Annotated in this window: 31 protein-coding genes; 15 read left to right on the plus strand and 16 right to left on the minus strand. The window is 62.3% G+C overall.

Translation table 11 applies throughout. The features are described from left to right. Window positions 1-270: 270 nt before the first annotated feature. The 3 genes from AC1RLZ_RS08970 (at window position 271) to AC1RLZ_RS08980 (ending at window position 3,091) form a co-directional block, all read left to right on the plus strand. A complete protein-coding gene (locus AC1RLZ_RS08970; RefSeq protein WP_493188395.1) occupies window positions 271-1,308 on the plus strand; it encodes a Tim44 domain-containing protein in 1,038 nt (345 codons plus the stop codon). Window positions 1,309-1,520: 212 nt separating this feature from the next. Then, window positions 1,521-2,189, plus strand: coding sequence for a lectin (locus AC1RLZ_RS08975; protein ID WP_493188396.1), 669 nt, complete (start codon window positions 1,521-1,523; stop codon window positions 2,187-2,189). Window positions 2,190-2,383: 194 nt separating this feature from the next. Then, complete coding sequence (locus AC1RLZ_RS08980; RefSeq protein ID WP_493188362.1) at window positions 2,384-3,091, plus strand: glutathione S-transferase; 708 nt, start codon at window positions 2,384-2,386, stop codon at window positions 3,089-3,091. A 24-nt stretch (window positions 3,092-3,115) separates the two neighbouring features. Here the strand turns inward: AC1RLZ_RS08980 and AC1RLZ_RS08985 are convergent, their stop codons facing one another. The 3 genes from AC1RLZ_RS08985 to AC1RLZ_RS08995 form a co-directional block, all read right to left on the minus strand. Further along, on the minus strand, window positions 3,116-3,790 hold the full coding sequence (locus tag AC1RLZ_RS08985; RefSeq protein ID WP_493188363.1) for a methyltransferase family protein: 675 nt from the start codon (window positions 3,788-3,790) through the stop codon (window positions 3,116-3,118). Window positions 3,791-3,891: 101 nt separating this feature from the next. Beyond that, a complete protein-coding gene (locus tag AC1RLZ_RS08990) occupies window positions 3,892-4,062 on the minus strand; it encodes a hypothetical protein (protein ID WP_493188364.1) in 171 nt (56 codons plus the stop codon). A 154-nt stretch (window positions 4,063-4,216) separates the two neighbouring features. Beyond that, complete coding sequence (locus AC1RLZ_RS08995; RefSeq protein WP_493188365.1) at window positions 4,217-4,690, minus strand: hypothetical protein; 474 nt, start codon at window positions 4,688-4,690, stop codon at window positions 4,217-4,219. A gap of 203 nt (window positions 4,691-4,893) precedes the next feature. Between AC1RLZ_RS08995 and AC1RLZ_RS09000 the strand changes: the two genes are divergently transcribed. Both AC1RLZ_RS09000 and AC1RLZ_RS09005 read left to right on the plus strand, forming a co-directional pair. Then, entirely contained in the window at window positions 4,894-6,546 is a 1,653-nt protein-coding gene (locus AC1RLZ_RS09000; RefSeq protein ID WP_493188366.1) for a fumarate hydratase, read from the plus strand. Between the two features lie 16 nt (window positions 6,547-6,562). After that, window positions 6,563-7,237, plus strand: coding sequence for a DUF429 domain-containing protein (locus AC1RLZ_RS09005; protein ID WP_493188367.1), 675 nt, complete (start codon window positions 6,563-6,565; stop codon window positions 7,235-7,237). A 1-nt stretch (window position 7,238) separates the two neighbouring features. Here AC1RLZ_RS09005 and AC1RLZ_RS09010 read toward each other — a convergent pair whose 3' ends face one another. After that, entirely contained in the window at window positions 7,239-8,213 is a 975-nt protein-coding gene (locus tag AC1RLZ_RS09010) for an SH3 domain-containing protein (protein WP_493188368.1), read from the minus strand. Window positions 8,214-8,608: 395 nt separating this feature from the next. Here AC1RLZ_RS09010 and AC1RLZ_RS09015 point away from each other — a divergent pair, with 395 nt between their 5' ends. Beyond that, window positions 8,609-9,310, plus strand: a complete 702-nt coding sequence (locus AC1RLZ_RS09015; protein ID WP_493188369.1) for an Ig-like domain-containing protein — start codon at window positions 8,609-8,611, stop codon at window positions 9,308-9,310. 3 nt (window positions 9,311-9,313) lie between these two features. On the opposite strand, the gene AC1RLZ_RS09020 is transcribed toward AC1RLZ_RS09015, so the two are convergent. The 4 genes from AC1RLZ_RS09020 to AC1RLZ_RS09035 form a co-directional block, all read right to left on the minus strand. Then, complete coding sequence (locus tag AC1RLZ_RS09020; protein WP_493188370.1) at window positions 9,314-9,877, minus strand: inner membrane-spanning protein YciB; 564 nt, start codon at window positions 9,875-9,877, stop codon at window positions 9,314-9,316. Window positions 9,878-9,949: 72 nt separating this feature from the next. Further along, window positions 9,950-10,525: a hypothetical protein gene (locus tag AC1RLZ_RS09025; protein ID WP_493188371.1), complete on the minus strand. Its 576-nt coding sequence runs from the start codon at window positions 10,523-10,525 to the stop codon at window positions 9,950-9,952. 328 nt (window positions 10,526-10,853) lie between these two features. Continuing rightward, window positions 10,854-11,177, minus strand: a complete 324-nt coding sequence (locus tag AC1RLZ_RS09030) for a hypothetical protein (RefSeq protein ID WP_493188372.1) — start codon at window positions 11,175-11,177, stop codon at window positions 10,854-10,856. A 227-nt stretch (window positions 11,178-11,404) separates the two neighbouring features. Beyond that, on the minus strand, window positions 11,405-12,808 hold the full coding sequence (locus tag AC1RLZ_RS09035; RefSeq protein ID WP_493188373.1) for a carotenoid oxygenase family protein: 1,404 nt from the start codon (window positions 12,806-12,808) through the stop codon (window positions 11,405-11,407). 110 nt (window positions 12,809-12,918) lie between these two features. On the opposite strand from AC1RLZ_RS09035, the gene AC1RLZ_RS09040 reads away from it, so the two are divergent. Continuing rightward, complete coding sequence (locus AC1RLZ_RS09040; RefSeq protein WP_493188374.1) at window positions 12,919-13,653, plus strand: TetR/AcrR family transcriptional regulator; 735 nt, start codon at window positions 12,919-12,921, stop codon at window positions 13,651-13,653. A 61-nt stretch (window positions 13,654-13,714) separates the two neighbouring features. Here the strand turns inward: AC1RLZ_RS09040 and AC1RLZ_RS09045 are convergent, their stop codons facing one another. Continuing rightward, complete coding sequence (locus AC1RLZ_RS09045) at window positions 13,715-14,320, minus strand: hypothetical protein (RefSeq protein ID WP_493188375.1); 606 nt, start codon at window positions 14,318-14,320, stop codon at window positions 13,715-13,717. A 148-nt stretch (window positions 14,321-14,468) separates the two neighbouring features. On the opposite strand from AC1RLZ_RS09045, the gene AC1RLZ_RS09050 reads away from it, so the two are divergent. Continuing rightward, a complete protein-coding gene (locus tag AC1RLZ_RS09050; RefSeq protein ID WP_493188376.1) occupies window positions 14,469-15,176 on the plus strand; it encodes an SET domain-containing protein in 708 nt (235 codons plus the stop codon). Here AC1RLZ_RS09050 and AC1RLZ_RS09055 read toward each other — a convergent pair. After that, window positions 15,173-15,571, minus strand: a complete 399-nt coding sequence (locus tag AC1RLZ_RS09055; RefSeq protein WP_371423848.1) for a hypothetical protein — start codon at window positions 15,569-15,571, stop codon at window positions 15,173-15,175. The genes AC1RLZ_RS09050 and AC1RLZ_RS09055 overlap by 4 nt on opposite strands. Window positions 15,572-15,687: 116 nt before the next feature. Between AC1RLZ_RS09055 and AC1RLZ_RS09060 the strand changes: the two genes are divergently transcribed. Both AC1RLZ_RS09060 and AC1RLZ_RS09065 read left to right on the plus strand, forming a co-directional pair. Continuing rightward, window positions 15,688-16,506: a helix-turn-helix domain-containing protein gene (locus AC1RLZ_RS09060; RefSeq protein WP_493188377.1), complete on the plus strand. Its 819-nt coding sequence runs from the start codon at window positions 15,688-15,690 to the stop codon at window positions 16,504-16,506. 65 nt (window positions 16,507-16,571) lie between these two features. After that, on the plus strand, window positions 16,572-17,237 hold the full coding sequence (locus AC1RLZ_RS09065; RefSeq protein WP_493188378.1) for a DsbA family oxidoreductase: 666 nt from the start codon (window positions 16,572-16,574) through the stop codon (window positions 17,235-17,237). Window positions 17,238-17,246: 9 nt separating this feature from the next. On the opposite strand, the gene AC1RLZ_RS09070 is transcribed toward AC1RLZ_RS09065, so the two are convergent. Both AC1RLZ_RS09070 and AC1RLZ_RS09075 read right to left on the minus strand, forming a co-directional pair. Beyond that, the gene (locus tag AC1RLZ_RS09070; RefSeq protein ID WP_493188379.1) at window positions 17,247-18,191 is read right to left on the minus strand and encodes a JmjC domain-containing protein; all 945 of its coding nucleotides are present in this window, start codon (window positions 18,189-18,191) and stop codon (window positions 17,247-17,249) included. An 18-nt stretch (window positions 18,192-18,209) separates the two neighbouring features. Continuing rightward, the gene (locus AC1RLZ_RS09075; protein ID WP_493188380.1) at window positions 18,210-19,421 is read right to left on the minus strand and encodes a GNAT family N-acetyltransferase; all 1,212 of its coding nucleotides are present in this window, start codon (window positions 19,419-19,421) and stop codon (window positions 18,210-18,212) included. Window positions 19,422-19,733: 312 nt separating this feature from the next. Here AC1RLZ_RS09075 and AC1RLZ_RS09080 point away from each other — a divergent pair, with 312 nt between their 5' ends. Together AC1RLZ_RS09080 and AC1RLZ_RS09085 are read left to right on the plus strand one after the other, a co-directional pair. Then, window positions 19,734-19,970, plus strand: coding sequence for a hypothetical protein (locus tag AC1RLZ_RS09080; protein WP_371422874.1), 237 nt, complete (start codon window positions 19,734-19,736; stop codon window positions 19,968-19,970). Between the two features lie 174 nt (window positions 19,971-20,144). Then, window positions 20,145-21,542, plus strand: coding sequence for a caspase family protein (locus AC1RLZ_RS09085; protein ID WP_493188381.1), 1,398 nt, complete (start codon window positions 20,145-20,147; stop codon window positions 21,540-21,542). An 8-nt stretch (window positions 21,543-21,550) separates the two neighbouring features. Here AC1RLZ_RS09085 and AC1RLZ_RS09090 read toward each other — a convergent pair whose 3' ends face one another. Further along, window positions 21,551-21,790 carry a PilZ domain-containing protein gene (locus AC1RLZ_RS09090; RefSeq protein ID WP_493188382.1) on the minus strand — a complete coding sequence of 80 codons (240 nt, stop codon included), beginning with the start codon at window positions 21,788-21,790 and terminating at the stop codon, window positions 21,551-21,553. Window positions 21,791-22,023: 233 nt separating this feature from the next. On the opposite strand from AC1RLZ_RS09090, the gene AC1RLZ_RS09095 reads away from it, so the two are divergent. Further along, complete coding sequence (locus AC1RLZ_RS09095) at window positions 22,024-22,314, plus strand: HdeA/HdeB family chaperone (protein WP_371422813.1); 291 nt, start codon at window positions 22,024-22,026, stop codon at window positions 22,312-22,314. A gap of 143 nt (window positions 22,315-22,457) precedes the next feature. Continuing rightward, window positions 22,458-22,739: a hypothetical protein gene (locus AC1RLZ_RS09100; protein WP_371422814.1), complete on the plus strand. Its 282-nt coding sequence runs from the start codon at window positions 22,458-22,460 to the stop codon at window positions 22,737-22,739. Between the two features lie 159 nt (window positions 22,740-22,898). Here the strand turns inward: AC1RLZ_RS09100 and AC1RLZ_RS09105 are convergent, their stop codons facing one another. Further along, window positions 22,899-23,108 (minus strand): DUF6894 family protein, encoded by a 210-nt coding sequence (locus AC1RLZ_RS09105; protein ID WP_371422815.1) that lies wholly within the window; start codon window positions 23,106-23,108, stop codon window positions 22,899-22,901. 439 nt (window positions 23,109-23,547) lie between these two features. Between AC1RLZ_RS09105 and AC1RLZ_RS09110 the strand changes: the two genes are divergently transcribed. Beyond that, window positions 23,548-23,985: an acyl-CoA thioesterase gene (locus AC1RLZ_RS09110; protein ID WP_371422816.1), complete on the plus strand. Its 438-nt coding sequence runs from the start codon at window positions 23,548-23,550 to the stop codon at window positions 23,983-23,985. 147 nt (window positions 23,986-24,132) lie between these two features. On the opposite strand, the gene AC1RLZ_RS09115 is transcribed toward AC1RLZ_RS09110, so the two are convergent. Both AC1RLZ_RS09115 and AC1RLZ_RS09120 read right to left on the minus strand, forming a co-directional pair. Beyond that, window positions 24,133-24,360 carry a hypothetical protein gene (locus AC1RLZ_RS09115; RefSeq protein ID WP_493188383.1) on the minus strand — a complete coding sequence of 76 codons (228 nt, stop codon included), beginning with the start codon at window positions 24,358-24,360 and terminating at the stop codon, window positions 24,133-24,135. Window positions 24,361-24,735: 375 nt separating this feature from the next. Further along, window positions 24,736-24,973, minus strand: a 238-nt coding sequence (locus AC1RLZ_RS09120; RefSeq protein WP_493188384.1) for a hypothetical protein, incomplete at its 5' end; no start/stop codon positions are given.

Below are 24,973 nucleotides of genomic sequence, written 5' to 3' on the forward strand. Positions count from 1 at the left end.
GCGAAACCCATCGAGCTGGCGGTTAAAATGATGGGTTTCGCTCCGCTCTACCCATCCTGCGGCCAGTCGCCAAAACGCCTTGGTTCGACCATGCACCAAACTTCGCAATGCAGCATAAGTATTTGAAAGCAAGGTGACTCCTGCGCCAAAGGTTCAATGATGAGCCGCGACCGAGGGCCGCAGCGTTTACCATCGAACGGTGCTTCCATTTTAGGCTGGGGTAGCCATGTTAGGGGTGTTTTCCCCCTGCCGGGGATTGAGGGAATGACCATGACTTTCACGTTCAGCATGCGCGGCGTCGTCAAGACGATGGCCGTTGTTCTTTCGCTGGCGATGCCGCTCACGATTGCAATCTCCTCTGCCGACGCCCGCGTTGGCGGCGGCGGCAGCTCGGGCTCGCGCGGTAACCGCACGTTCTCGGCCCCGCCGAGCACGTCGACGGCGCCTAACGCGGCTCAGCCGTTCAACCGCACCATGCAGCAGCCGGGTTCGCCGGGCATGAACGGCGCGACCACGGGCGCAGCCAGCAAGGGCGGTTTCTTCAACCGTCCGGGCATGGGCATGCTCGGCGGCCTCGCAGCCGGCTTCCTCGGCGCTGGCCTGCTCGGCATGCTGTTCGGCGGCGGTCTGTTCAGCGGTCTCGGCGGCATCTCGTCGATCATCGGCCTGCTGCTGCAGGTCGGCCTGATCTTCATCGTTGTCCGCCTCGCGATGTCCTGGTGGCAGCGTCGCAACCAGACAGCGTCGGCATATGCCGGTCCGGCCAGCTCGGCCTATACGGGTCCGGGTAATGCTCCCGACCAGAACCAGGCGCACATGAACCAGGCGCAGCAGGGTTATGGCGCACAGCCGACCCAGCGCAGTGGTCTCGGTGGCTTCGGTTTCGGCGGCTCGAACAATGACAAGCCGATCGAGATCGTGCCGCAGGACTATGAAGCTTTCGAGAAGCTGCTCAGCGACGTGCAGGCCGCCTGGTCGAACGAAGATGTGGAGAAGCTCGGCAAGCTGTCGACGCCGGAAATGGTGTCGTACTTCGCCAAGGACCTCGCCGAGAACAAGGCCCGCAACGACATCAACAAGGTGTCGGATGTGAAGCTGCTGCAGGGCGACCTCGCGGAAGCCTGGCGCGAAGGCGACACCGACTATGCGAGCGTCGCGATGCGCTTCTCGCTGGTCGACAAGACGCTGGAGCGCGGCACCAATCGTCTGGTGGCCGGCAGCGAAACGCCGATCGAGGCGACCGAGATCTGGACCTTTGTGCGCCCGCGCGGCGCCGATTGGGAACTGTCGGCGATCCAGCAGGCGTAAGCCTTGCGTCACAGAAATCAGACAAGCGCCGCGGATCATTCCGCGGCGCTTTTTTGTTGCCTTCATGCGTGTGCATTGCCAGGCGATGATCTCAGTAAGAGAGCGGGAATAATCCGCCGGATGACGTGTTGGTCAGTTGCGTTCCATCGCGACTGGCGTTGCGTGGCTACAAAAACAAATTGGAGGAATCGATGCCCACTCTTCTCTCGACCATGACGCGTCTCGGTATCTGTGCCGGTGCTGTCGCCGTCTCGCTTGCAGCAACGTCGCCATCATTCGCGCAGGGCGCGGATATGAGCTTCTTCGTGACCAGCAATGGCATCGGTAATGGCGGCAATCTCGGTGGCCTCGCCGGCGCCGACAATCACTGCCAGACGCTGGCGCAGGCTGCGGGGGCAGGTGCCAAGACCTGGCACGCTTATCTCTCGACGCAGACCGCCGACGGCAAGCCCGCCATCAACGCGAAGGACCGCATCGGCAACGGCCCATGGAAGAATGCCAAGGGCGTCGTTGTCGCCAAGGATGTCGCCGATCTGCATAGTGCGAGCAACAACCTCTCCAAGCAGACCTCGCTCAGCGAGAAGGGCGAGGTCATCAATGGCCGCGGCGATACGCCGAATCGCCATGACGTGCTGACCGGCTCGCAGGCCGACGGCACAGCCTTCGCCGCCGGCGAGGACCGCACCTGCAAGAACTGGACAAGCAGCACCCAGGGCGCCGCCATGGTCGGTCATATCGACCGTACGGGGTTGAATGAAGAGCCGCCGGCGAAATCGTGGAACACCTCGCACCCGTCGCGCGGTCCTGATGGTGGCTGCTCGCAGAACGACCTGAAGAGCACCGGCGGCGACGGGCTGCTGTACTGCTTCGCGACGAATTGAGTTCCATTGCGGTAGACGAGCGGCAATGCATTCGCCATGGCCGGGCCTGTCCCGGCCATGGCGAGGTCTGCGGCGATAGCTGGACACGGTACCTGTGATTCACAGAGGGGATCTCGCTAGGCGAGCCGGCGAACGAATTCTGCGGTGAGCCGTTACCTTGACTGCCCCTGACGCGACATTTGGCGAGGTTCCGCATGCGATATGAGTTGTATTATTGGCCGACGATCCAGGGGCGCGGCGAATTCGTGCGCCTTGCGCTGGAAGATGCCGGTGCGGATTACCGTGACATGGCGCGCGGTCAGGGCGGCATGGCCGCGATGACCAGGATGCTCGACAGCAAGAAGGGAATTCCGCCCTTTGCGCCGCCATTCCTCAAGGCCGGCAATATGGTGATCGGCCAGACCGCCAACATCCTGTTCTATCTCGGCGTGCGTCATGGCTTGGCGCCGAAGTCGGAAGCGGCGCGCCTGCAGCTGCATGAGCTGCAACTGACCATCACCGATTTCGTCGCCGAGGTGCATGACACCCATCACCCGATCGGTGTGTCGCTCTATTACGAGGATCAGAAAGGCCCCGCCAAAAAGCGCAGCGCCGAATTCCTGAAAGAGCGCGTTCCGAAATATCTCGGCTATTTCGAGCGGATATTGAAGGCCAGCGACGGCGCCTATGTGACGGGCCGCAAGGCGACCTATGTCGATCTGTCACTGTTCCAGATCGTTGAAGGACTGCGTTACGCATTTCCGAAACGCATGAAAAAATTCGAGCGGGAGATCCCACGCCTGATCGATTTGCACGACCGCGTGGCGGTCCGGCCGAACATCAAGGCCTATCTCGACAGCGACCGCCGCATTGCCTTCAACAAGGACGGCATCTTCCGGCACTACAAGGCACTGGATAAATAGTGCCGCGCAGCTCGCGCGGCGGGGTTACCAGAGCCATGGACACAGACGATAGCGGACGTGCGTCGTATAGTCGGCGTAGCCGGGGAGACCGTCCCGCAAGATACGCTCTTCGGCCGTCGTGCGCCATGCGAGCAGCACGGTCATGATCAGCGTCAGCGCAGCACTCCACCAAGAGCCAAGCCAGAGAGATGTGCCGAGAAAAAACAGGATGGCGCCGCTATACATGGGATGACGCACGAAATGATAGGGGCCGGTATCGACGACGTGCTGGCCGCGGTCGCGTTGAAGCTTGATGACCGGTGCGGCGAAACTATTTTCGCGCAGTACCCAGAACGAGATGGCGATTCCCGTGAATGCGAGTGCCGCGCCCGCGATCTGGACGCCAGCCGTCATCTGCGAAAGGCCGAAGCGCTGATCCAGTCCTGCGACGATCAGCCAAGCCAGTGCCACGGTAAAGAACGCCACCATGAAGACACGGTCTGCTGAGGGTTGTCCCGGCTGTATCACCGGCCTCATGCGTTCTTCAAACAGTGCGGGATCGATCTGGATCAGCCACAGGCCGCCGCCAAGGCCAAGCAGGATCATGAAGAGCAGAAACGACCACGCCGCCGGCCATTGCCAGGTCCCGGCGGCAGCGAACAAAACCACGCCAATCACGCCGAACCAGACCAGCGTCCGTATCACGAGGCGAACGATCATGCCGAACCCCTAGGCCAGGCATCCGATACCAGCTTCGCGGCAGCGGTATGGCAGGCAGAGCGTCAGCCCGATCGGTGGCTGATCTGTCCCGCGATGTCGATTCAGGCGAGCTGATCGATCCGGGTGCCCTGGCCGGGCGGCAGCGCTGCGCGCGGCGGGGGCGGCGCGGTGCGGCTATCGTTGTCGTCGTTCTTCTTCGGCTCCGGCGGCTTCGCCTCGATCGGTGTCACCTGTGCGACCGGCGACGCGCTGCTTACGCTTGAAACACTCATCTCAAATTCCCTGTGTCCAACACTTGCAGTCGGACCATGGGCGCGTGCCAACAAGGAGTGGTGAATCAGGCGCTGCAATTTGCAGCAATCGGGCTGGACCGCCGGCTGTGGTGAATGTCGTATGTGCGACTTCGCTACAATTGGAACGAAGTGTTCATTCGTCCTTGCCGCGCGAGATCGTGATATTCGCGGAGGTCTTGCTGCGGGTGCAGCGCAGATCGAGCCGGCGATAGCGCAGCTTCACGTCATCGCCGCGGAAAATCCCCATGCGGCCGAGACATCGCGTGGTGCCCTTTACCGTATCCGGCTTGGGGATCGTGAAGATGACGGCTGCCGCGCTGGCGACGAGATCAGTGAAAGCCGGCGCCGGCTTGCGGGTCGCGGACGCCGCATAGAGCTCGTTGCTGAAATTACGGCTGGCGCAGCCAAGCCGCAGCTGCTTGGCCGCTGGATGCGACAGGTAGATCACATTGGCCGCCGTTCGCCCGACGCTGAGCCCGTCGATCTGACTCTTGAGCTGACGCGCGAGATCGTCGCAGCGGTCGGCGCGGGCAGGTGAAGCGACAAGGGTCACGGTGGCGAGAAGGGCCATAGCCGAAAAAATACCGCGCAGACGGTCGAAAGACATTCCAGAATTCTCCTCAATCCCCGGCCGTACTGAAACGCGGGACGCCATTTTATGCAAGGCGTGGCGGATGCCGTTGATCTTGGCGGGAGGAGGGCACTCATCCCCGGGATTGCGGGCCTGTCCCCCTGTTTTGAACCCTTCAAAACAGTCCGGAAACCGCCTACAAGGGCCTCAAATTCCCCTCCCTTTTTGAGGCCCCATCCATGAACGCCCCCACCGCTTTCCCCGATCCGAAGCCCGTACCGCCCTACAAGCACACCCCGCTGTTCCCGCTGGGCGCGGACACCACGCCCTACAAGAAGGTCACCACCGAGGGCGTGCGGGTCGAGAAGGTGCTTGGCCGGGACATGCTCGTGGTCTCGCGCGACGCGCTGAAGGCGCTCTCTGAGGCCGCGTTCGGCGACATCAACCACTATTTGCGCCCCGGCCATCTGCAGCAGCTGCGCAATATCCTGGATGACAGCGAAGCCAGCCCGAACGACAAGTTCGTCGCCTTCGACTTCCTCAAGAACGCGAACATCGCCGCCGGCGGCGTGCTGCCGATGTGCCAGGACACCGGCACCGCGATCATCATGGGCAAGAAGGGCTGCAACGTCATTACCGATGGCGACGACGAGGCAGCACTCAGCGAAGGCGCGCGCGACGCCTATCTGCGCCGCAACCTGCGCTATTCGCAGGTCGCTCCGCTGACCATGTATGAAGAGAAGAACACCGCCAACAACATGCCGGCACAGTGCGAGATCTATGCCGAGGGCGATGACGCCTACAAGTTCATGTTCATGGCCAAGGGCGGCGGCTCCGCCAACAAGAGCTTCCTGTTCCAGGCCACGCCGTCGGTGCTGACCAAGGATCGCCTGCTGGCCTTCCTGAAGGAAAAGATCATGACGCTGGGCACCGCCGCGTGCCCGCCCTACCATCTCGCCATCGTTATCGGCGGCACCTCGGCCGAGCTCTGCATGAAGACGGTGAAGCTCGCGTCGGCCCGCTATCTCGACGCGCTGCCCACGCAAGGCTCGCCGGACGGCAACGCGTTCCGCGATCTCGAGATGGAGCAGGAAATCCTCAAGATGACGCAGTCGTCCGGCGTCGGAGCGCAGTTCGGCGGCAAGTATTTCTGCCACGACGTTCGCGTCATTCGCCTTCCGCGCCACGGCGCGTCGCTTCCCATCGGCCTCGGCGTGTCGTGTTCGGCGGATCGTCAGGTGCTCGGCAAGATCACCAAGGATGGCGTCTATCTCGAAGAGCTCGAGCATAACCCCGCACAGTATCTGCCGCAGGTCGAGCAGTCGCTCGGCGGCGAGGTGGTGAAGATCGATCTCAACCAGCCGATGAAGGACGTGCTTGCGACGCTGTCGAAGTACCCAACCAAGACTCGCCTGTCGCTCACCGGCACCATGATCGTCGCGCGCGACAGTGCGCATGCCAAGCTGCGCGATCGGCTGGAGAAGGGCGAGCCGCTGCCGGATTACTTCAAGAACCATCCGGTCTATTACGCAGGCCCTGCCAAGACTCCTGAAGGCTACGCCTCCGGCGCATTCGGCCCGACCACGGCCGGCCGCATGGATTCCTTCGTCGACCAATTCCAGGCGGCGGGCGGCTCCATGGTGATGGTCGCCAAGGGCAACCGCGCGGTCGCGGTGCGCGAGGCCTGCAAGAAGCATGGCGGCTTCTATCTTGGCTCGATCGGCGGTTCGGCAGCAAACCTTGCCGAACACTGCATCAAGAAGGTCGAGGTCGTGGAATATCCCGAACTCGGCATGGAAGCGATCTGGCGCATCGAAGTTGTCGACTTCCCGGCCTTCATCATCATCGATGACAAGGGCAACGACTTCTTCAAGGAGCTGAACCTCGGCTAATACCGAGGCGCGCCCGATGATCGCCATCGGGCTCGATGGTTTCAATCAAGGCTGGGTCGCCGTCACCCTCGACGGCGACCGGCCGTCCATCGATTTCATCAGCGACATCTCCTGGCTCGCGGCGCAGCGCTTTACCCGTGCGGCCATCGATATTCCCATCGGTCTCGGTGATGACGGTGTGCGGAGCTGCGATCAGCTTGCACGCAAGAAGCTCAGCCCGCATGGCTCGCGCGTATTCTCCGGTGGCCGTCGCTGGCTGTGGCAGGACTTCACCGATCCCGATCTCGCCAACGCCGAAGCTGAGAGGCGCGAGCAGAAGAAAGTCTCGCGCCAGCTCTGGCATCTCGGGCTGAAGATCATGGAGATCGATGGCTTCGTGCGGTCACATCGCGATCTGGATATTCGCGAAGCCCATCCCGAACTTGTTTTCCTCCGCCTGAACGGCAATGCGCCGCTGCCGTCCAAACATACGGAGGAGGGGCTTGCCCTGCGCCGTCACCTGTTGCTGGCGAACGGCTTCAGCGAGATCGACGACTGGCTCACTGCAAGGCGCATACGCACCGGCGCAAAGCGGGATGACGTGCTCGATGCCTGTGCCGTGGCGCTGGCGGCGCGCGATTGCGCGGGCTGTGTGCCTGAAGGCGAAGCACCGCGCGATGCGCAGGGGCTGTCGATGCAGATCTGGTTCTAGCTCAACTGCAATTCGTGACCTGGCTTGAACACAGCCGGCGCCACCAGCCGCGGACGCCGTCGTGGCTTTCCACCAGCGCCCAGAAACCGCTGCAGGCGAGAATGCGTTTAGGGCCGCCGTCGGCGCTGATCTCGCTGCCGCCTTCGCCCTTGGCCGGTGTCCATTGCGCGTCCACATGGGGCGCCTGAAACAGCCCGCCCATCCGGATATCGCCATTGGCATATTGTGCGCCGACCTTGTTCGCTGCGACCCAGCCACGGCCGCTATAGGGTTTCGGGTGGTTGCGCGGATAGACGCTCTCGTCTTCGTATTCCTTGCCTGGCGGCTTCGCGCCGTCGATCAGGAACCAGCCATCCTTGAAGCCGATGATGGAAAATTCCGTCAGCCAGCCGCCTTCCGGAACATTGTCGCCCTTGCTCTTGAATTTGTATGGCGCGGGCAATGTGCCAAGTATCTTTGCCTTCGCCGATGGCTCGGCACGCACGTTCAATCCGTTCGGGTCGCGGTCCTCCGACCAGCCGTGGATATCGCAAGGCATCGTGCCATTGGGAAGCTTGTCGCGTGTCTTCAGCAATTCGGCATGCAAGCCCCGATACTCGTCGTCGTCACGTGCGGCGCTGAGCACGCGCGGGATGTTGCTGTTCAATGTGACGTCGCGCGGGCGCAACTCGGCTGACTGGGTGGTCAGCTTGCCTTCGCTGCGCGCCAGTTGCGCGACCAGCATCTCGCCGGCATCGAACGCGCTCGCCGTCGTCTTCGGATCATTGGCGTCGGCCGGATAGACCGCAATATAGCCGGTCGGCGCTTGCGGATCGGTGGTGTCCACATGAAACGCCTGACCCGCCACGCGATCCGGCGGCACGAAAGCACGTGCGCTCGCAAACCACTCGGGCATTTCGGGCGGGGGTGTCACGGACTGGGCAAATGCGGTGCTGGCGGTGATGAGGCCGGCGATCAGGATGGCGATTCGGGTCATGGTTTTGTGTCGCGGCATCAGCGATTTGGTTCGACAAAACGCGACTCAGGCTTGCAGCAGATCGGCCGAATTCTGGCCTCTGCGCAGGACTCGATTCTCCGGTGACCCGCAAGGATGTGAACGAAAAAGAAAAGCGGTGACGACTCAGGCGGCGCTGTTCCAATAGCGGTCAGACCGCAGAACTCGAGGCCGCACCATGTTGGATGCCCTGAAGCTGAATGTGACGGTGGTGACGTTGCTGGCCGCGGCCAGTGCGGTCAACGGAATCATATTTTATCAGTATCTGTGACGAATTGTTCGGATCGGCATGGGGCCTCTCCACGTCCTGCTTTTGTGTTGAACCTTTTCGCCGGCCGCACGCCTCACCTCCGGGGCGGCTAACCGGAGTGTAACAGGTGAATAACTTTCATCTGGTCGTTGTCGCTGCATGTATGCTGGCAAGTCCGACCGCAGTCCGCGCCCAATCCATCATCCACTCCGAACTGACCCGCACCACGCTGGCGTCATCGATCGATGCGAGCGGCCGTACGACGCTCACGGCCTCCGTGACGAGCGAGGGCGGTGGCGGCGTTCCCGGCGGCATTGTCCGCTTTGTCGATGAGACGACGCTCACCGTGCTTGGCTGGGTCGATGTGGCCCATCCCTGGCTGGTGGTGGAGCGACTGCCCCCGGGTCCACATCGCTTCCGCGCGGACTATATGGGGACGTCGGATTATCTCCCTGTCGTGGTGCAGCCGAGCCAGTCGGCGGTGGTGGTCGAGATCATACGGGTCATGCCGGCCGTAGCAGTGTCGTCTTCGGACAATCCCTGCGCACCCGGCGCGGTCGTGACGCTGACCGCCGCGATTGCCAGCCGTGACGGCGTGCCGAAAGGTGCGGTGACGTTTCGCGATGGTGAGCAGGTTCTCGCGGCTCATGTCGGGCTCGATCGCGCCGGCATGGCGTCATTCACCACCTCGGCGCTGTCGGATGGCGCGCGCTGGATCACCGCCGAATACGAGGGCGACACGATTCATGCGCCGATCACATCGTCAAGGTTCACGCTGGATGTCGGCGTCGCGCATCTGCGAAGCTCGCAACTACGCGCCAGCGACTAGGCATCACATCTGCGGTGCGGCGGCGGCTGCGCGAAGCTTGCGGGCGATGATCACCCGCAGCACGACATACTGGATCGCGAAAGCCAGCACCTTGGCGCCAATAGCCACGACCGACACATAGAATGCCCACAGCTTCATATCGCCTGTCATGGCCACTGCAATGACGCCGGCGCCAAGCGCGAACATCAGCGCAGCCCAAGCATAGCCCGCGGCGATCACATATTCAGGAACCGTGTCGCTGACGATCGAGGGGATGTAGCGCAGCATCCAGCCCTTGCGCAGCATGATGGCGCCGATGGCGAAATGCCCAATGCTGGGCTTTGCCAGCACGAAGCGCGGATCCTTGGTCAGCAGCGTCGCGCTGCCGAGGACCACCACCAGCGCGAGACTGGCATAGGTCATCATATCGAGTGTCTGGCCTTTGATGCGCGCATAAACAAACTGCGCGATGGCGCCCGCAATCGCCACGCAGGTTGCCAGCACGACGTCACCAGTGACGAGATAGAGCACGAGGAAGACGATGGTGGAGAAGAAATCCTGGCCGAGTTTGGCGAATACGTCCTTCATCGCAGTGCTCCAAATTCAATCGAGATGTGATGGCACAAAATTGCAATCGAGAAAGAGATCGGGCTTCCGGAATCAGGGCTTCAGCGGCTCTGAGGGCTTCGCGGCACCGTACCTGGCACGGCGATATTGCGGATACCATTTGGTGAAGGCAACGGCGGAATTGCGGGCGGCGAAGGCTACCGCAAAGCCGATCCACAGCGGCAGAGAAGGCATGTAGATGATCAGCATGTCCGCCACCAGCATCAGCACGAAGGCGCCGGTCCAGGCCCAGGTGATGATGTAGTTCGCTCTCTTGAAACCGGGCAGTTTCACGGTCTCTGCATCGACGCTCTCGCGGGCATATTGCAGGGTGAAGGGCAGGCGGATCGCCAGCGAGAGCAGCGCAATCGCCAGCACGCTGCCATCGACGGCGAGGCGTACAGCGACCGGGGTCCAGTTGCCGTCGACCAGTGTGATGTAGCAGCCCAGCGCACTGAAGATCAGCACCGAGCCTCCCGCCAGCATCTTCAGCGAGCCGCCGCGGATCACGTCCCAGACCACGATGCCGAACGACAGTGCCGCTGCGGCGAACAGGCTGACCGTAACGGACGTCACCATCATCAGCATGGCAAAAGCACCGAACGGGGCAATGATGAGAAAGGACGCCATGGCGTTTCCAGTCAAAGTTATCTTTACGCTGTCAAGATGGCTTCTATGCTTCGCCGGCAAGCTCGTCAACAAAAATCTTTACACTGTCAAAATTGTATCGTTTCGACATGTAGCCTGCGCTTCGACGGTAGGGCACGAACGCGACGCTCGATGTCCGGTAGCCTGGGTGCACGGTTTGCGAATGGCGGCAGGATCGCTTCGGGGGTGAACTCGGTGGCATCGACAGCGACGTGCGGATCGGGACCTCCCGAGGCCGCGCGCCGTGCCGTTCTGATGCGCTGCTGCCGCTGAGGCGGGGGTCAAAGCGTCGCAACGCATCTCGCAGCGATCATATGGCTCGCTGCGAGAGCGGGCAGACATTGCTGACCGGCGTGAGATCGTGATGGGACGCCGAAGCCGCCGCGTCGGGTATGTCGACGCCTGCGAGCGAGGTTCCGGTCATGACCAGCAGAAGGGCCAGGCTGGCCCAGCTTGCCGTCCGGGTCATCACGTCCGGCTTGCCATACGCGATCCTTGTGAGAACGAACTGCGCGCCGGCACCTGCGATGGCAACAAGAGCGGCGATCAGTACATCTCCGGCAATCATGAACATCGCGAAGAAGGCGATGGTGGAAAGAAAGCCGATAGCCAGTTTGCGGAGGAGTTTGATCATGGGGCGGTTCCGCGCGCTTGTTGTCGGGAGCGCGCATTTGTCATGGTGTTTCAGGAGGCCTGGGCAACCGGGGCGCTGATGGGAAACGGCGCCTCAATGCTTTCGCTCAAGGCATCTTTACGATGTCAAGATATCTTCTAGACTTCGCGAACAGGCTCGTCAATAAAAATCTTTACACTGTCACAATTATAAGGGCCTGGATCGATAAACGTCACTAAAGCAGATGTTTATGATGCATCGACCCAGTTGCCATGGAAGCCTGCCGGTACCCGGTGACCGAGCTGGACGAGAGCGATCGGCCCCGCCGCCACGTCGGCAGCACTGAATACGGCCAGATCGCTGCGGTTCTGCCGGGCACGCCAGACCACAGCGAGTAGCCAGCCATCACCCTCGGTAGCATCCTTGCCGCGCGCGACAAAGACCGGCTCGGAAATATTGTCGCCGAGCGGCAGCATGTATTGCGCCAGCCGCGCGCCACCGCGTCCAACATGAACGAGGCCCGAAAATGCGCTGCTGGCTCCCGGCGCCGGGTTATCGCAGGCGTACCAGCCTTGCGTACTCACAAGACCCGAGCGCCGTTCGTCGATGCGTGGGAATTCGCCGGTCATATCGTCGAGATAGGTGCGGGTGAAGCGATCGGTATTGGCTGCCAGATCGAAGGTCCATCGACAAAGCCGGGCATTGGATTTCGCGGGATCAGTCGGCGAGCCGTCGGGATGCCTGAACAGTGGCGCCTCTTCGGACTGCATCACATCAGCGACGATGCAGTCGCCTTCTTCCCACGCATTCATCACATGAAAGACGTAGCAGGCCTCGGCACGAAACCACCTGATATCATCGGCACTGCCGCCGCGCTTCATCACGCCGACATATGAGCCTTTGTCCGGCTCCCACGCATAGGGCGGGCGGCCTGACCGCGCACGATCCAGACTGCCCGTGATCGGCAGGATCGGAAACAGCAGGTAGTTCTCCGTGACAATGAAGTCATGCACCATGCTGGCATAGGGCGCGTCGAAACGTTCGAAGCGCGTCACGATGCCCGATGAATCGATCGCGCCGAACGAGATCGTCGGACTGAAGATGCCGCGGGCATTATAGCCGAAGAAACTCATCTCGCCGGTGACAGGGTCGATCTTGGGGTGCGCGGTGAATGGCCCGCCGATGCGGCCGCGATAGTTCTGATAGCCGAGCGTCTTCAGCGTGCCCGGTTCGATCTCGGTTGGCGCGTGGCCTTCTTCGAGCGCCAGCAGGCGACCGGCATGGAAGATGATGTTGGTATTGGCCGCGCCTGAGTCATTGCCGAGTGAAGCGGGCGCATCCGGCAGCTTCTGGCCGAAGCCGCGATAGAGCGCGCGGCCAGCATCGTGCTCGGCCAAAAATTTCGGCGTGCGGACCCAGCGATTGCGATAGCTCGCGCGGCCGTTCTCGATGTGAAAGGCGTGCAGCATGCCGTCACCGACGAACCAGTGCGAGCCTTTGGTTTCGAATTGAGGATTGGGGCCGTTGCGATAGAGCGTGCCGTTGAGTTCGCACGGCAGCTCGCCGACGACTGTCAGGAACGGCGCGTCGCACTCCATCGGGATCGGCGCGAGATTGTCATCAGCAGCCTCGATCGGGTCCAGCAGCGCCATCGTCGTCTCCCATGCTGTTATCTTTACGTTGTCTAGATGGGTAGGTCCCGAAGGACGTGCCCGTCAAGCGGAATCTTTACAGTGTCAAAATGACGAGGTATAATATCGATATGACGAAGCAGACCAAGACCGTGAAGCCGCGCGCCGTGCCGCAAGACCGCCGCAAGAAGGCAGCAAGAAGTTCGCTAGCCAAGGCCGCGGCCAAGAAAAACGCCGGCGTTGAATCTCCCTATCATCACGGGGACTTGCACGGTGCGCTGCTGAAGGCCGCGGAAATCGTGCTGGAGCGCGATGGACTATCTGGCCTGACGCTGCGCGCCGTTGCCCGCGAAGCCGGCGTATCGCATGCCGCTCCGACGCACCACTTCGGCGATCTCACGGGCCTCGTCAGCGAACTCGCGGCCATCGGCTTTCGCAACTTCAACGCCGCAATGACTGCGGCTGGTGCGAGCGGCGCCACGCCTCTCGAAAGCGTGCTCGCCCGCGCCAAGGCCTATCTCGCTTATGCCCGTGCGCAGCCTGGCATGTATCAGCTGATGTTTCGTACCGAGCGGCTCGACATGACCCTGCCCAGTTTGCGCGAGGCAGCCAATGCTTCCTTCGCCGGTCTTGCCAGTGTGGTCGGTGCGAACCATCCGGGCAATGTCGCCACCGATGCGCTGACCATCGAGCAGGCTGCGCAGATCGCGCGGACATGGTCGCTGGTGCATGGTTTCACCATGCTGACTCTCGATGGCCGTCTCACCGACATCCTGCGCCGCCTGCCTGACGGCACCGACGCGGAGAAGCTGTTCGTCGAGATGCTGAAGATCACCGTCGCCAGGGCGATGGAGACGCCGAAGTAACAAAACGCTTCGCCCACAGCCAGCCGATGCGGCAGTAGCATCGCAAAATCAGCAAGACCACCTAGCGTGATGCCATCGCGAGTGCCGTGGCCCGGCCGCCGGTGCCGGCCACGCTGACCTTGTCGTTCTTGCAATCGAAGCCGCGGGCGAGTTCATCGGCTGCCTTGCGCGCGATCTCATTCGCGTCGGGATTGGCTGCCACGTCGATATAAGCGACATGGCACCCGGCGGCAGGCGTGTCACCACCAGCATCTGTTTCGTCCTGGGCCGTCCATCCTTGTCGGGATCGTCGTTGTCGGCGATGTGCCAGCGCTGGATCATGGAGAATGGTGCCGGCGATGGTGCGCCATTCGATGGTATTGGTCGTCGAATTGAACGGGCCGAAGCCCTGCGACGCTGCGGGCTCGCTGTTGGCGGCCGCAGCCGTGGTGCCGGCCGAAATGGTTTCGCGGAGATCATCTTCGTTCTTGAACACGACGAGGCCTGCGGGGCCCTTGCAGACCTGTTCTCGCGCATAGTCGTCGCCATCGATCTTGAAGTTGGAGACGCCGCGGCAATCCCTGTCGGCCACGGAGCTGTAGACGCTGCCGATATTGTCGGCCGCAGCGAGTGAGGTGGCGCCGAGCAGGATCGTCAGGGCGGCAGCGAGGGCGGGCAGGCGGGGCATTCAAGGGCATCCAGCACGGGAAAGGTGCTGGTTTGACGCTCACAAGCTGGGGAAGGTTCAACGGAAGCGGCTGACAGGGCTGGTTGAATCACGCTAGACAGCTTGGTCAGCCGTCATTTTGTCTCCAGCAGCGTCAGTTCCTCATCCCATGCCCGCCTCGACTTCCGCCAAGCCATATCGCATCGGCCGTTCCAAAACCGGTCTCGGTCTTTTCGCCACCCAGCCGATCAAGAAGGGCGTCAAGATCATCCAATACTTCGGGCCCCTGCTGGATTCGAAGAACGAGAAGCACGACGCGATCGAGAACAAGTATCTGTTCCAGATCAGCAAGCGCTGGACCGTCGACGGTTCGATCCGCAAGAATATTGCGCGCTATATCAACCACGCCTGCAAGCCGAACGCCGAGTCCGACGTCAATGCGGCCAAGAAGAAGATCACTATCCGCTCGATCAAGAAGATCGAGCCGGGCGAAGAGATCAACTACGATTACGGCACGGAGTATTTCAAGGAATACCTGAAGCCGATCGGCTGCAAATGCGATTCCTGCGAGAAGAAGCGGAAGAAGAAGCGCGCCGAGGCCCGTGCCGAGAAGCTGAAGGCCAAGGAGAAGGCGGAGCGCAAGGCGCTGAAGAAGGAAGAAAAGGCGAAGGCCAAGAGGGCCAAAGATAAGGCCAGGAAGGCCGGGTCTTCCGGCAAGGGTGCTTCGGGCAAAGCCGAGACGACCAAGGCCGCCGCGAAGAAAAGCCCCGCAGCGACCAAGGCCAAGTCCGTTAAAGCCAAGTCGAGCAAAGCCAAGTCGAGCAAAGCCAAGGCTAGCAAGGCAAAGGCCGGCAAGGCCAAGAGCAAGGCGGCTTAGGCCGCCTGCGCCGCTGCGCTCCGGCGCAGCCCGATATATTGCAGCTCTGCGAACACGCCGACTGCGATCGCCTGTGCGGCCACGAAGATCTGGCCGAGCAGGTTCGGCGTCACCGCGCCCGAGAACAGCAGGCCGATGCTGCCCAGCGTCCACAGCGCATTGCCGATGATGATGACCAGCACCAGCAGTTTCGGCATGGTCGCGCGGGTGCCGAGCCAGCCGACCAGCGCCGCATAGGCGATCAGGAACAGGCCGGATTCTAGCAGCAGCGCTTCAGGCAGATGCAGCAGCGGTGCCAGCACCGCCGCGGCAAAGGTCAGCAGCAGCGCCATGGCGCCGCTGACGACGGCGTCGATCTGGATGGCGCGGCGGAGCAGGAGAGAGGGATTGATCATGGTCGTCATCCTTCAGTTGGTCGTTGGGAATGTCCCGACCATGACGGCGCCCCGAAGCCAAATCGATTACCTGTGAGGTCATGGAAGCTGCGAAATTCGCGTGTTAGCTTTTTGCCATGAACACACAGCTTGCAGCGTCCTCCGCAACATCCCGGCCCGCCGGGATCGGCCACCATCTGCGCGAATGGCGGCAGCGCCGCCGCCTGAGCCAGCTTGATCTGGCCGGCGATGCCGAGATTTCCACGCGTCATCTGAGCTTCCTCGAGACCGGCCGCGCCGCGCCCTCGCGCGAGATGGTGTTGCGGCTGGCCGAGCGGCTCGACGTGCCGCTGCGTGAGCGCAATGTCTTGCTGGTGGCCGCAGGCTTCGCGCCGGCCTTTCCGCAGCGGGCGCTGGACGATCCCGCGCTGACCTCGGCGCGACAAGCCATCGACCTCGTGCTGAAGGCCCATGAGCCCAATCCGGCGCTGGCAGTCGATCGGCACTGGAATCTGGTTGCCGCCAACCGCATGGTGATGCCGCTGCTGGAAGGCATCGCGCCGCGCTTGCTCGCGCCGCCGCTGAACGTGCTGCGGTTGAGTTTTCATCCGCAGGGACTGGCCTCGCGCACCGTCAATCTCGGCGAATGGTGCGCGCATCTCCTGGAGCGCCTGCACCGGCAATGCGAGGCGACCGCCGATCCCGAATTGCTCAAACTGTATCAGGAGTTGAAGACCTATCCAGTGCCGGCGCGGTCGGCGCCGATCGCGACCGATAGCGTCGTGGTGCCATTCCGCATGAAGCTCGGCGACAGCGTGCTGAGCTTCATGTCGACGACCATGACCTTCGGTACCCCGCTGGATATTACCCTGTCGGAAATCGCCATCGAGACGTTCTTTCCGGCAGATGAAGCGACCTCGGCGAGGCTGCGGGAGATCGCTGGGAGCGGGAACTAGCGGCCTTGCCCGGGACGCCCGCGGAGCCTATCTCTGGGCGGAACACATGCACGGAGCACGCCCATATGAGCACTTTGAAGCCGCTTCAGATCGACATCGTCTCCGATGTCGTGTGTCCGTGGTGCTATATCGGCAAGCGCCGGATCGAGAATGCGCTGGCGCTGGTCCCCGACGTGCCGGTGCATGTCAATTGGCGGCCATTCTTCCTCAATCCGTGGATCCCGCGCGAGGGCATCGATCGCTCGACCTATCTGGAGACCAAGTTCGGATCGGTCGACGCCTATAAAGGCATCGCCGGCCGTGTCGTCGATGCGGCCGAGCAGGAAGGGCTGACCTATCGGCCGGACAGCGTGAAGCGCCAGCCGAACACTATCGATTGCCACCGGCTGATCCATTGGGCGGAAGCATCCGGAAAGTCGGCCGAGGTCAAGCAGCGGCTGATGGAATTGTATTTCCGTGATGGTGGCGATCTTACCCAGAGCGAGACGCTGGTGCAGGCGGCAGCCGATGTCGGGCTCGATGCGGATGAGATCCGCAAGCGCCTTGCCACCGACGAGGATGTCGCGCTGATTTCCGGCAATGCCAAGGAAGCCGCCGACAAGGGCATCTCCGGCGTGCCGACCTTCGTGTTCGCCGGCAAATATGCCGTGTCCGGCGCCCAGGATGCCGAGAAGCTCGCGCGTGCGATCCGTCAGGTGTCGGCGGAAGTGAACGCCGAGGCGACGGAGTAGGGCGCGCGCTTACGCGCCCTTCAGATAATAATTGGCCTTTTTGCCGAGCGCGATGCGACGCAGCACCTTGCGCATCGCCAGCGAGCCGCGCAGCGGTTTGATCGCTGTGGTTACGGTCCGGTAGAAGGCGAGCTTCAGCATATCCAGTACCGGCTGCTGCCCGGGCGGCTTCTGCGGGAAGCCGATGCCACGCAGCATCGAGTTGAAGAAGTGCAGGTCGTTGACGCGGCGCACTTCCTTGGTCTTCCAGGTGATGGCCATCGAGATCGAGAAGGACTCGGCAGTGCGCACCCAGTGCGGCCACTGATAGGGCACGTAGCAGCCGTCGCCATCGAACATGTGAAACTCGACCGCGCGCGGCGCGAAACTGTCGTCAAATTTGAGATTACGATGCCTGGTCATCGAGCGCTCGATCTCGTCGTCGGGGACGATGGCGCGGTCGTTGTTGTCGTAGATCGTGAAGAACTTCTCGCCGTGGATCTGGACGAAGAAATTATCCTCGCTGTCGAGATGGAACGGCGTGGTCGAATTCGGCGAGGAGACGAACAGGAAGCCTTCGAGCTGTTCGAAGCCGGCATCGAGCAGGCTGTTGAAGCCGCGGGCACGGGCCACCGACAGCAGCGTGTCCTCGAGCAATTGGCGATATTCCGGCGCGTTTTCGATCCGCTTCAGCACCATCCACGCGCCGGCGGTCTCGATGCGCCTGACCACCTCGACCGGGTCGAGATCGACCGACGGGATCGCATCGGGGTCCTGGCTGATCGCGACCTTGCCCGAATTGTATTCGATGAGATCGCGCGGCAACTCGGATGCGAGCTGCGCGATGCGCTGCAGCGTCAACAGGGGATGTCCGGCGAGCTTATGCCTGATCGCGAACGGCTTCAGCGGAAAATCGTTCTTGAGCGATTGATTGGCAGCCGAGATCACCGGTGCGACGTCAGTTGCAGCGTTCATGATTGACCCCCTGGATATCTAGCGGAGACGGTTTCGGATCGAGCGGGCGACGCGTCGCAACGGCTCGCGGATCGCGCGACGCAAGGTGAGTGCACCGTGGATCAGAGAGACCAGCGGGTCGTGCTTGCGCAGCGGAATCAGCACGTCGCCGATCGCAAGGCGGCCGCGCCAGATCGGGTCGATCATCGGGTGGCCGGCATTGGCGGTCGAGTCGGCGCAGGTGATCGCGGAATCGGCGCAGAGATGCCGCGTCACGTCGAGTGTGAGTTGCACGCCGGGGGACAGTTTGGCGAAGCGCTCGTCGACACCGAGCTTGAAGTAGAACGCACGATCGAGATGCCTGAGCAGTACGCCGGAGGCGACCGGCGTGTCGCCCGCGCGCAGCGTGACGATCTCGCATTGGCCGTGTTCGGCAAGCGCCCTGGTGGCGCTGCGGATGAAGGCACTGTCGCCGGCATCCTGCATCAGGGCGGTGCCGCGCTTGCCCTTCCATCCGCTGGCCTCGAGCGTCAGGAACGTGTCGATGGTCGCAGCGATTTCCGCCGGTGTGTGTGCGATGTGGAAAGTCACATCGCCGTGTTCCGCGAGGCGATTGCGCTGGCGGCGCAGTTCTTTCAGCTTCTTTGCGCCGAGCGCATCGCGCAGCAGGTCGTCGGCATCACGCGTGGCGTCGAGGCAGGCGCGGGCGTGGGATTGCAGGATGCGCGGCGCCAGGTCCTGCATGGCGAGCGATTTCCGGATCACCTGCATCGCGGCGCCATCGAGCGAGACGTTCTCGAGGATCAGCGCGTGTGCGCCGGCCTTGCGAGCCTGTTCCAGCAGGCTTGCTACGGCATCCGGTGCCATGTCGCGATCGAGCAGCGGTGTCGAGAGCGTGCCATAGGGGTCGGCACTCACCAGGGCGGGGAGCGGAAGGCGATAGGCGCGCCGCGCGGTGATCACCGGCAGCAATCCGATCAAGCGCGGCGTTCCGGCATCGCTCATCCAGGCGCTGAGCGCGGCGACATCGGTGCGGCCGCGCGCGGATGCATTCACGGCGCGTTCCCAGTCGGCGAGGTAATAGCCGTTCGGCTCAATGGCCCGCCGGGCAAGCGCGCGCCATGGTTCGGGCGCGATCGCCGCGAGCGGCGCAAGTGCATCGGGCGCAGAGGCTGGGCGGCTTGCCGCGGTCATCCCGTCGCCCCTCGCTCTGCTGCCATGCATGCCGGCTGGGTTTGCAATGTCGACCACGTCCCCGATCCCCGTCGCAAGGAAGGCGGCGCAGGCCGCTTCTCCATTGCCGTCTGCGCAGGCTAGGAGAAACATTCCAAGATCCGGTTTTTCCGGATGCGAAATTAGACAGAAATGTGCAACGGATCGTTCACCAAACGGTTGCCGAAAAGCCTGTGTTTTCAGTGGATATGGGCGGGCTGGGGTGGCGGGGCGGAGTATTCGCGCGTTTCCGGGGACGGGCCGACCTGCGGTCGATGGTCGCGGCCTCGCCATGTTGGGGCTGGAAAATGGCCTCTACGTCAGGCTATCAAGGCGCCGGAGGGACCCATGATGAGAGCATTGGTATTGGCGATCGGGGCACTGGCGCTTCTGGCTGCGCCAGCGACAGCGCAAATGGGCGGCAAGCGCGGCGGCGCCGATCATGCGCCCGCGCCCGAAAAGCCGAAGATCGACGAGAAGGCCTACAAGGCCGCTCTGGAGCGCGTTCCCACTCCCAAGGAAAAATATGATCCATGGGGCGGTGTTGCGCCGGCTCCCGCGCCCGCCACGGCGGCGAAGAAAAAGTAGTCGTCGAACAGCACATGCCGCGCGCGGTTTCCATGAACCGCGCTTGCGTTGACAGCGACCAAATTGGGCAGCGGCAGGCCGTCGCTTTGTTGGCGCGCGGTCATCCTGATTTCCGTTGGATCAGGCGGGGAATTATCCGTCGCGCGAGCCGGCCCGGACCGGGGAGACTGTTCGATGGTTCGTCCTGTCATTCGCAACGCGATTGTTGCAGCCGCTGTAATGCTCGGCTCCCCGAGCGCCTGGGCAGAGAGCCGTCTGGCGCTGGTGATCGGGCAATCCTCCTACCGCGCCGTCGCGCCGCTGCCCAATCCCGTCAATGACGCCAAGGCAATGGCGCAGATGCTCGGCGATGCGGGCTTCGAGGTGCAGTCGGCGACGGACCTGTCGCAGAACGACCTGCGCGCCAGGATAGCCGGCTTCGCAGCGAATGTCTCCGCCAAGGGGCCGGACACCGTCGCCCTGGTGTTCTATGCCGGCCACGGCCTGCAGATCGACGGCGAGAATTACCTCGTCCCGGTCGATATCGACCCGAAGCGCGAGGCCGATATTCCGCTGCAGGCGGTGCGGCTCAACGATATCCTGAACACACTGACATCCGTGCCCAGCAAGAGCCGCATCATCCTGCTCGATGCCTGCCGCAACAATCCGTTTCCGGCCATCAGCAAGACCACCGGCCGCGGGCTCGCTCAGATCGACGTGAAATTCGGTACGCCCGGCACCTTGCTGTCATTCTCCACATCGCCCGGTGCCGAAGCCGAAGACGGCCAGGGCGGCAACAGCCCCTATACGACGGCGCTGCTGAAGGCCGGCCGCGAACCGGGCCTGTCGATCGAGGATGCGTTCAAGCGCGTGCGGCTGTCGGTCAATCAGGCCACCGAAGGGCGGCAGACGCCGTGGGAGAGCTCGTCGCTGGTCAATGACTTCCGCTTCTTTGGCACCGATGCCGGCGCCAAGCCGGCCGTGACCCGGAAGACCGTCGATCAATGGCGCAAGGAGCTGCAGGGCAAGCCGGTGCAGGACGCCAACAACCTGATCGTGTCGGATGGTTCAGTCGAGGCCTATGAGGCCTTTGTCGGCCTCTATGCGGAGCCGCCGCTCGGCCCGCAGGCGAAAGAATGGCTCGACCGTCACTACAAGATGGTGGCGTGGCACAACGCCGTCATCACCAACACGGCGCCGTCCTATCGCGACTTCCTGGCGAAATATCCCGACAGCGATCTGACAGCGACCGCGCAGAAGCTCGAGGAGCGCACGCGCAACAAACCGGTGCCGGTTGCCGCAGCGAATACGCCGACCAATGTCGCACTGGCTGGACCGGGCCCCACATGTCCCTGCGGCACGCCGCCCGCAGCAGCGCCTGCTTCGAAGAAAGCCGAGAAAACAACCGAGCCTGCGAAGAAGCGCGCCGCATCGCCACCACCGCGGCGCGGCCGCGAGATCGTTGAGGAAGAGGTCATCATTCGCCGTGCACCGCCGCCGGTCTATTACGAGCCGGTGCCGCGCATCTATTACGGCGGCGGAGGCTATGGCGGTTACGGCGGCGGCAACTATGGCGGCCGCGGGCGCTACTGACGGGGCGTTTACTCGAACACCACACCGAGCTGGCGGTCCGTCTTCCATACTGGCCGGCAGCGGCGGATGAACTGATCCGCCTCGATCTCCAGCGTGAAATTCTGCGGCAGGCCGAGCGGGCTTGCGATATCGACACGCGCGCCGGAGGCCGAGAGGTTGCGGACGGTGCAATCGATACCGCCTCCGCCAAAGGCCAGCGTGCCTCGCTTGAGAACCCGGTGTCGTGGAGTCGCTCGCTTCTCGGTCATGGTCGTCGTCCACATCGTCTGCCTGCGCCATGTCTAGCATTGCGATCTTGCTGGCCGATGAAGCCGATCCCGGAGATGCGGACCCGCCTGTTCACCCTTCATCAATATCTGACAGGGGAGGGTGAGGATATTTCATAAAAATGCCAGATTAAAGAAATGGACTTCATGATACCGTCCGGCCATAAACGCCCGGACCAGTCGGTCGCCGGCGTCGTGGTTCGGGGGGGACGATCATGAAAATCGCCTGCGCGTTATTGACTGTGGCTGCCATACTCTCTGCCGCGCCGGCCCAGGCTGTCGTGCTCGATCTGTCCACCATGTCCTGCAAGCAATTTGTCGAGTCGGGCCCCGACGAGATCAAGATGGTGCTGACTTGGATGGACGGCTGGTACAAGGGCGACTCGGATGACGCGATCATCGACACCGAGGTGTTCGTCGAGAACGCCAAGAAGTTCGGCACCTATTGCGCGGCGCACCCGACCATCAGCATCGTGACGGCCGCGGAGAAGGTGCTGGGCAATTAGGCTGCGGTCCGGGGCATCCCGGTTTCTCGGTTTCCGAAGGTTTCGACCCGCGTGAGGCACGACGGGGTGCCCTGCGCCAGGTGCTTGGCGGGCTCGAAAGGCCGGTGATATAACGCCTCCGAAATTCACGGAGCTTTGGTGCCATGAAACTGTCCCGCAAACTATTCAGCGTCGTCGCAGCGCTCGCACTTCTGACCGGCCCCGCCGCCGCGCAGATGATGAACCTGATGCCGGAGGTGAAGACCAAGTCGGCGGAGGAAAAGGAGCAGGACGCGATCACCGAGAAGGCGTATCGCGAGTCGCTGCGCAAGATTCCTGACACCAAGGCCGCGGCCGATCCATGGGGCAATGTGCGTAGCGATGCGCCGAAAGCTGCTGCGCCCGCAAAACAGCCGCGCACCAAGACCGGCAACGCCGCGAATTGATCAGGCGGTAACCGTGGTATCGGCGGCTCGTGCCGGCGGCCGCGCTACGGACACTGCTGGAACAACAGTCCGGTAGGCTCGTCCGGTCGCTTGGCAACAAAGCGCCCGGCGCGCAAATTGACTGAAACCCGCGCGCTGCCGCCGACATATTCGCCTGTGTCAGTTGCTCCAGGACAGCGGCACTTCGAACAATCCGCCGCTGTCTTCGTTCTCGATGACGATTGCGCCCTTCACGACGCCCATGCTGCGCATCATCTCCCGTGCGAGCTCACGCGCGTGCAGCATCGCTTCCTGATCGTTATCGAAGCTCGTCCCTTCATCGTCGAGGAACGTGTTGTCGGCGATAATATGAAAGAAAAATCGAGGCACGGGAAACGACCACAGCTGGCGCGCGCATAAATGGCCTGCAGCACCTGAGGTTGCTGCAAGACGATGGTACCGCTAAACCAACTTGTTCCGCGCGTCGATAGAAATGTGCAAAATTTGCGGCAAATAAACGGGTTTTTGACGCAGCCAGTCCCGTGCAGGGATCCGCCTTCGGCGCCGTGGTGCATCTCGGGTGTCATTGAAGACGTGTCGTCGAAGGCGGCCATGGTATCGGGCGCCATATGAGCGTTGCGGTATGACTGGCTGAGATGCAGGCGTCGGCGATCATCGCCGCGTCGCACATTTTCATTGTGCTGAAAGCCATCAAGCAAACCTGAGTTGCGGCGTGACGTCTCCCTGCGGCTGTTCTTTCCGCATGAGAGAGGCTAGGGGGAGCGTAAGGGCGGAGAACCGAAGCCGCCGCAAACAAGCGAGGGGGCACATGTCACGCGACCGGTTCAGGTTCTTCCATCCGTTTCGGGTGCGCTATTCCGAGATCGACGGCCAGGGCGTCGTCTTCAACGCGCACTATCTCACTTACTTCGACACGACCATCACCGAATATTTTCGTGCACTCGGCTATGACCAGTTTGCCGATGCCAAGGCGAGCGGCGTCGACTTTCACGTCGTCAAATCGGTGATCGAATATAAGGCGCCGATCCTGTTCGATCAGGAGCTGGACGTCGCCGCACGCGTTGCGCGGATCGGCAACTCAAGTCTGGTGTTCGAACTCGGAATCTTCCCGCGTGCAGGCGACCATCTGTTTGCGACCGGCGAGATTGTCTGGGTCAATACCGATCAGGCGAGCCATCGCCCGGTGCCGATCGCGCAAACGATCCGCGACCTCATCGCCACGCGCGAACCGCATCTCGCGGGGTAAATCGGATCGACGCCGGGCGCCGATTCTCGGAACCAAGACCGCGGCTGAATCTCTGGCTATTGCGAGACAGTGGAAGCGAAGGGTTTGCTCTTCAAGCATGGGGCGAACGGGCCGGTTGTGCCGGGCGCTTGCCGGGGACTCCGGGTGTTAAGCTGTGCCTTCGTCCAGATCGTAGAACTCGGTGAGGCGAAGGCTGAGTTCCATCAGCCGGTCACGAAAGGGCGTCTGCGACGCATCGGAATAGCTGACGATGATCCGCCAGCTGTCGTCCAACGCATAGATGATGAGGGTCATGTTTTTGGGCCATGGCCCGACGTCGCGGGAAGCCTCCCGAATGATTTTCTGGAGCTCAGCGGCGGTTTTCTTCGGTTTCAACGTTACACTTCCTATTTAGAAGCGTTCTAACATGAATGGCAGGCGCGTCCATCCCTTGCGCTCCGTCATCAAAGCCGATCCCGCGCTGAAATCCCGCCTGCGATAATGGTGGAGCGGCCCACTCATGCATGGCTCCGGGCCAATGCCATCGGCGGCGCCGACCGGCTACGACTATCCAAGGTGCCGCCACTCATGGCCCGACCGGTTACGGCGGCCGCTTCGGCATCAACTACGCTCTTAATTCGGCAGCGCCGCCGATCACCAAACTGAGGCGCGAAGCGACTATCGGTAAAGCCGGCGCGCTACTGCGCCGGCTTTTGTGTGTTGCCTTGTTTCAAGGGGCAACCCCGCTGCTGGCTCCTTTGATTTTCGTCTTTAGGCCTTCAGGCCAGCGATCGTTTTCCTCAAGTAAGTTATTGCGTCGGCCAGATAGATCGCCGGAATTGCAAGTGGCCCAATAGCAGCGGCAATCCACAACCAGCGCTTTCGGTTGAAGCCTCGCGCATGCGCAACATAGCCAACGACAAACATCGTCGTGAAGTGCTCCCCAAAACTAGGCCAGCCAGCGCTGGAATTTTCCGGGATTATGCTCATGCCGGCGGGGGCGCCGATG

Source organism: Tardiphaga sp. GW822-FHT04G09, assembly GCF_058800725.1.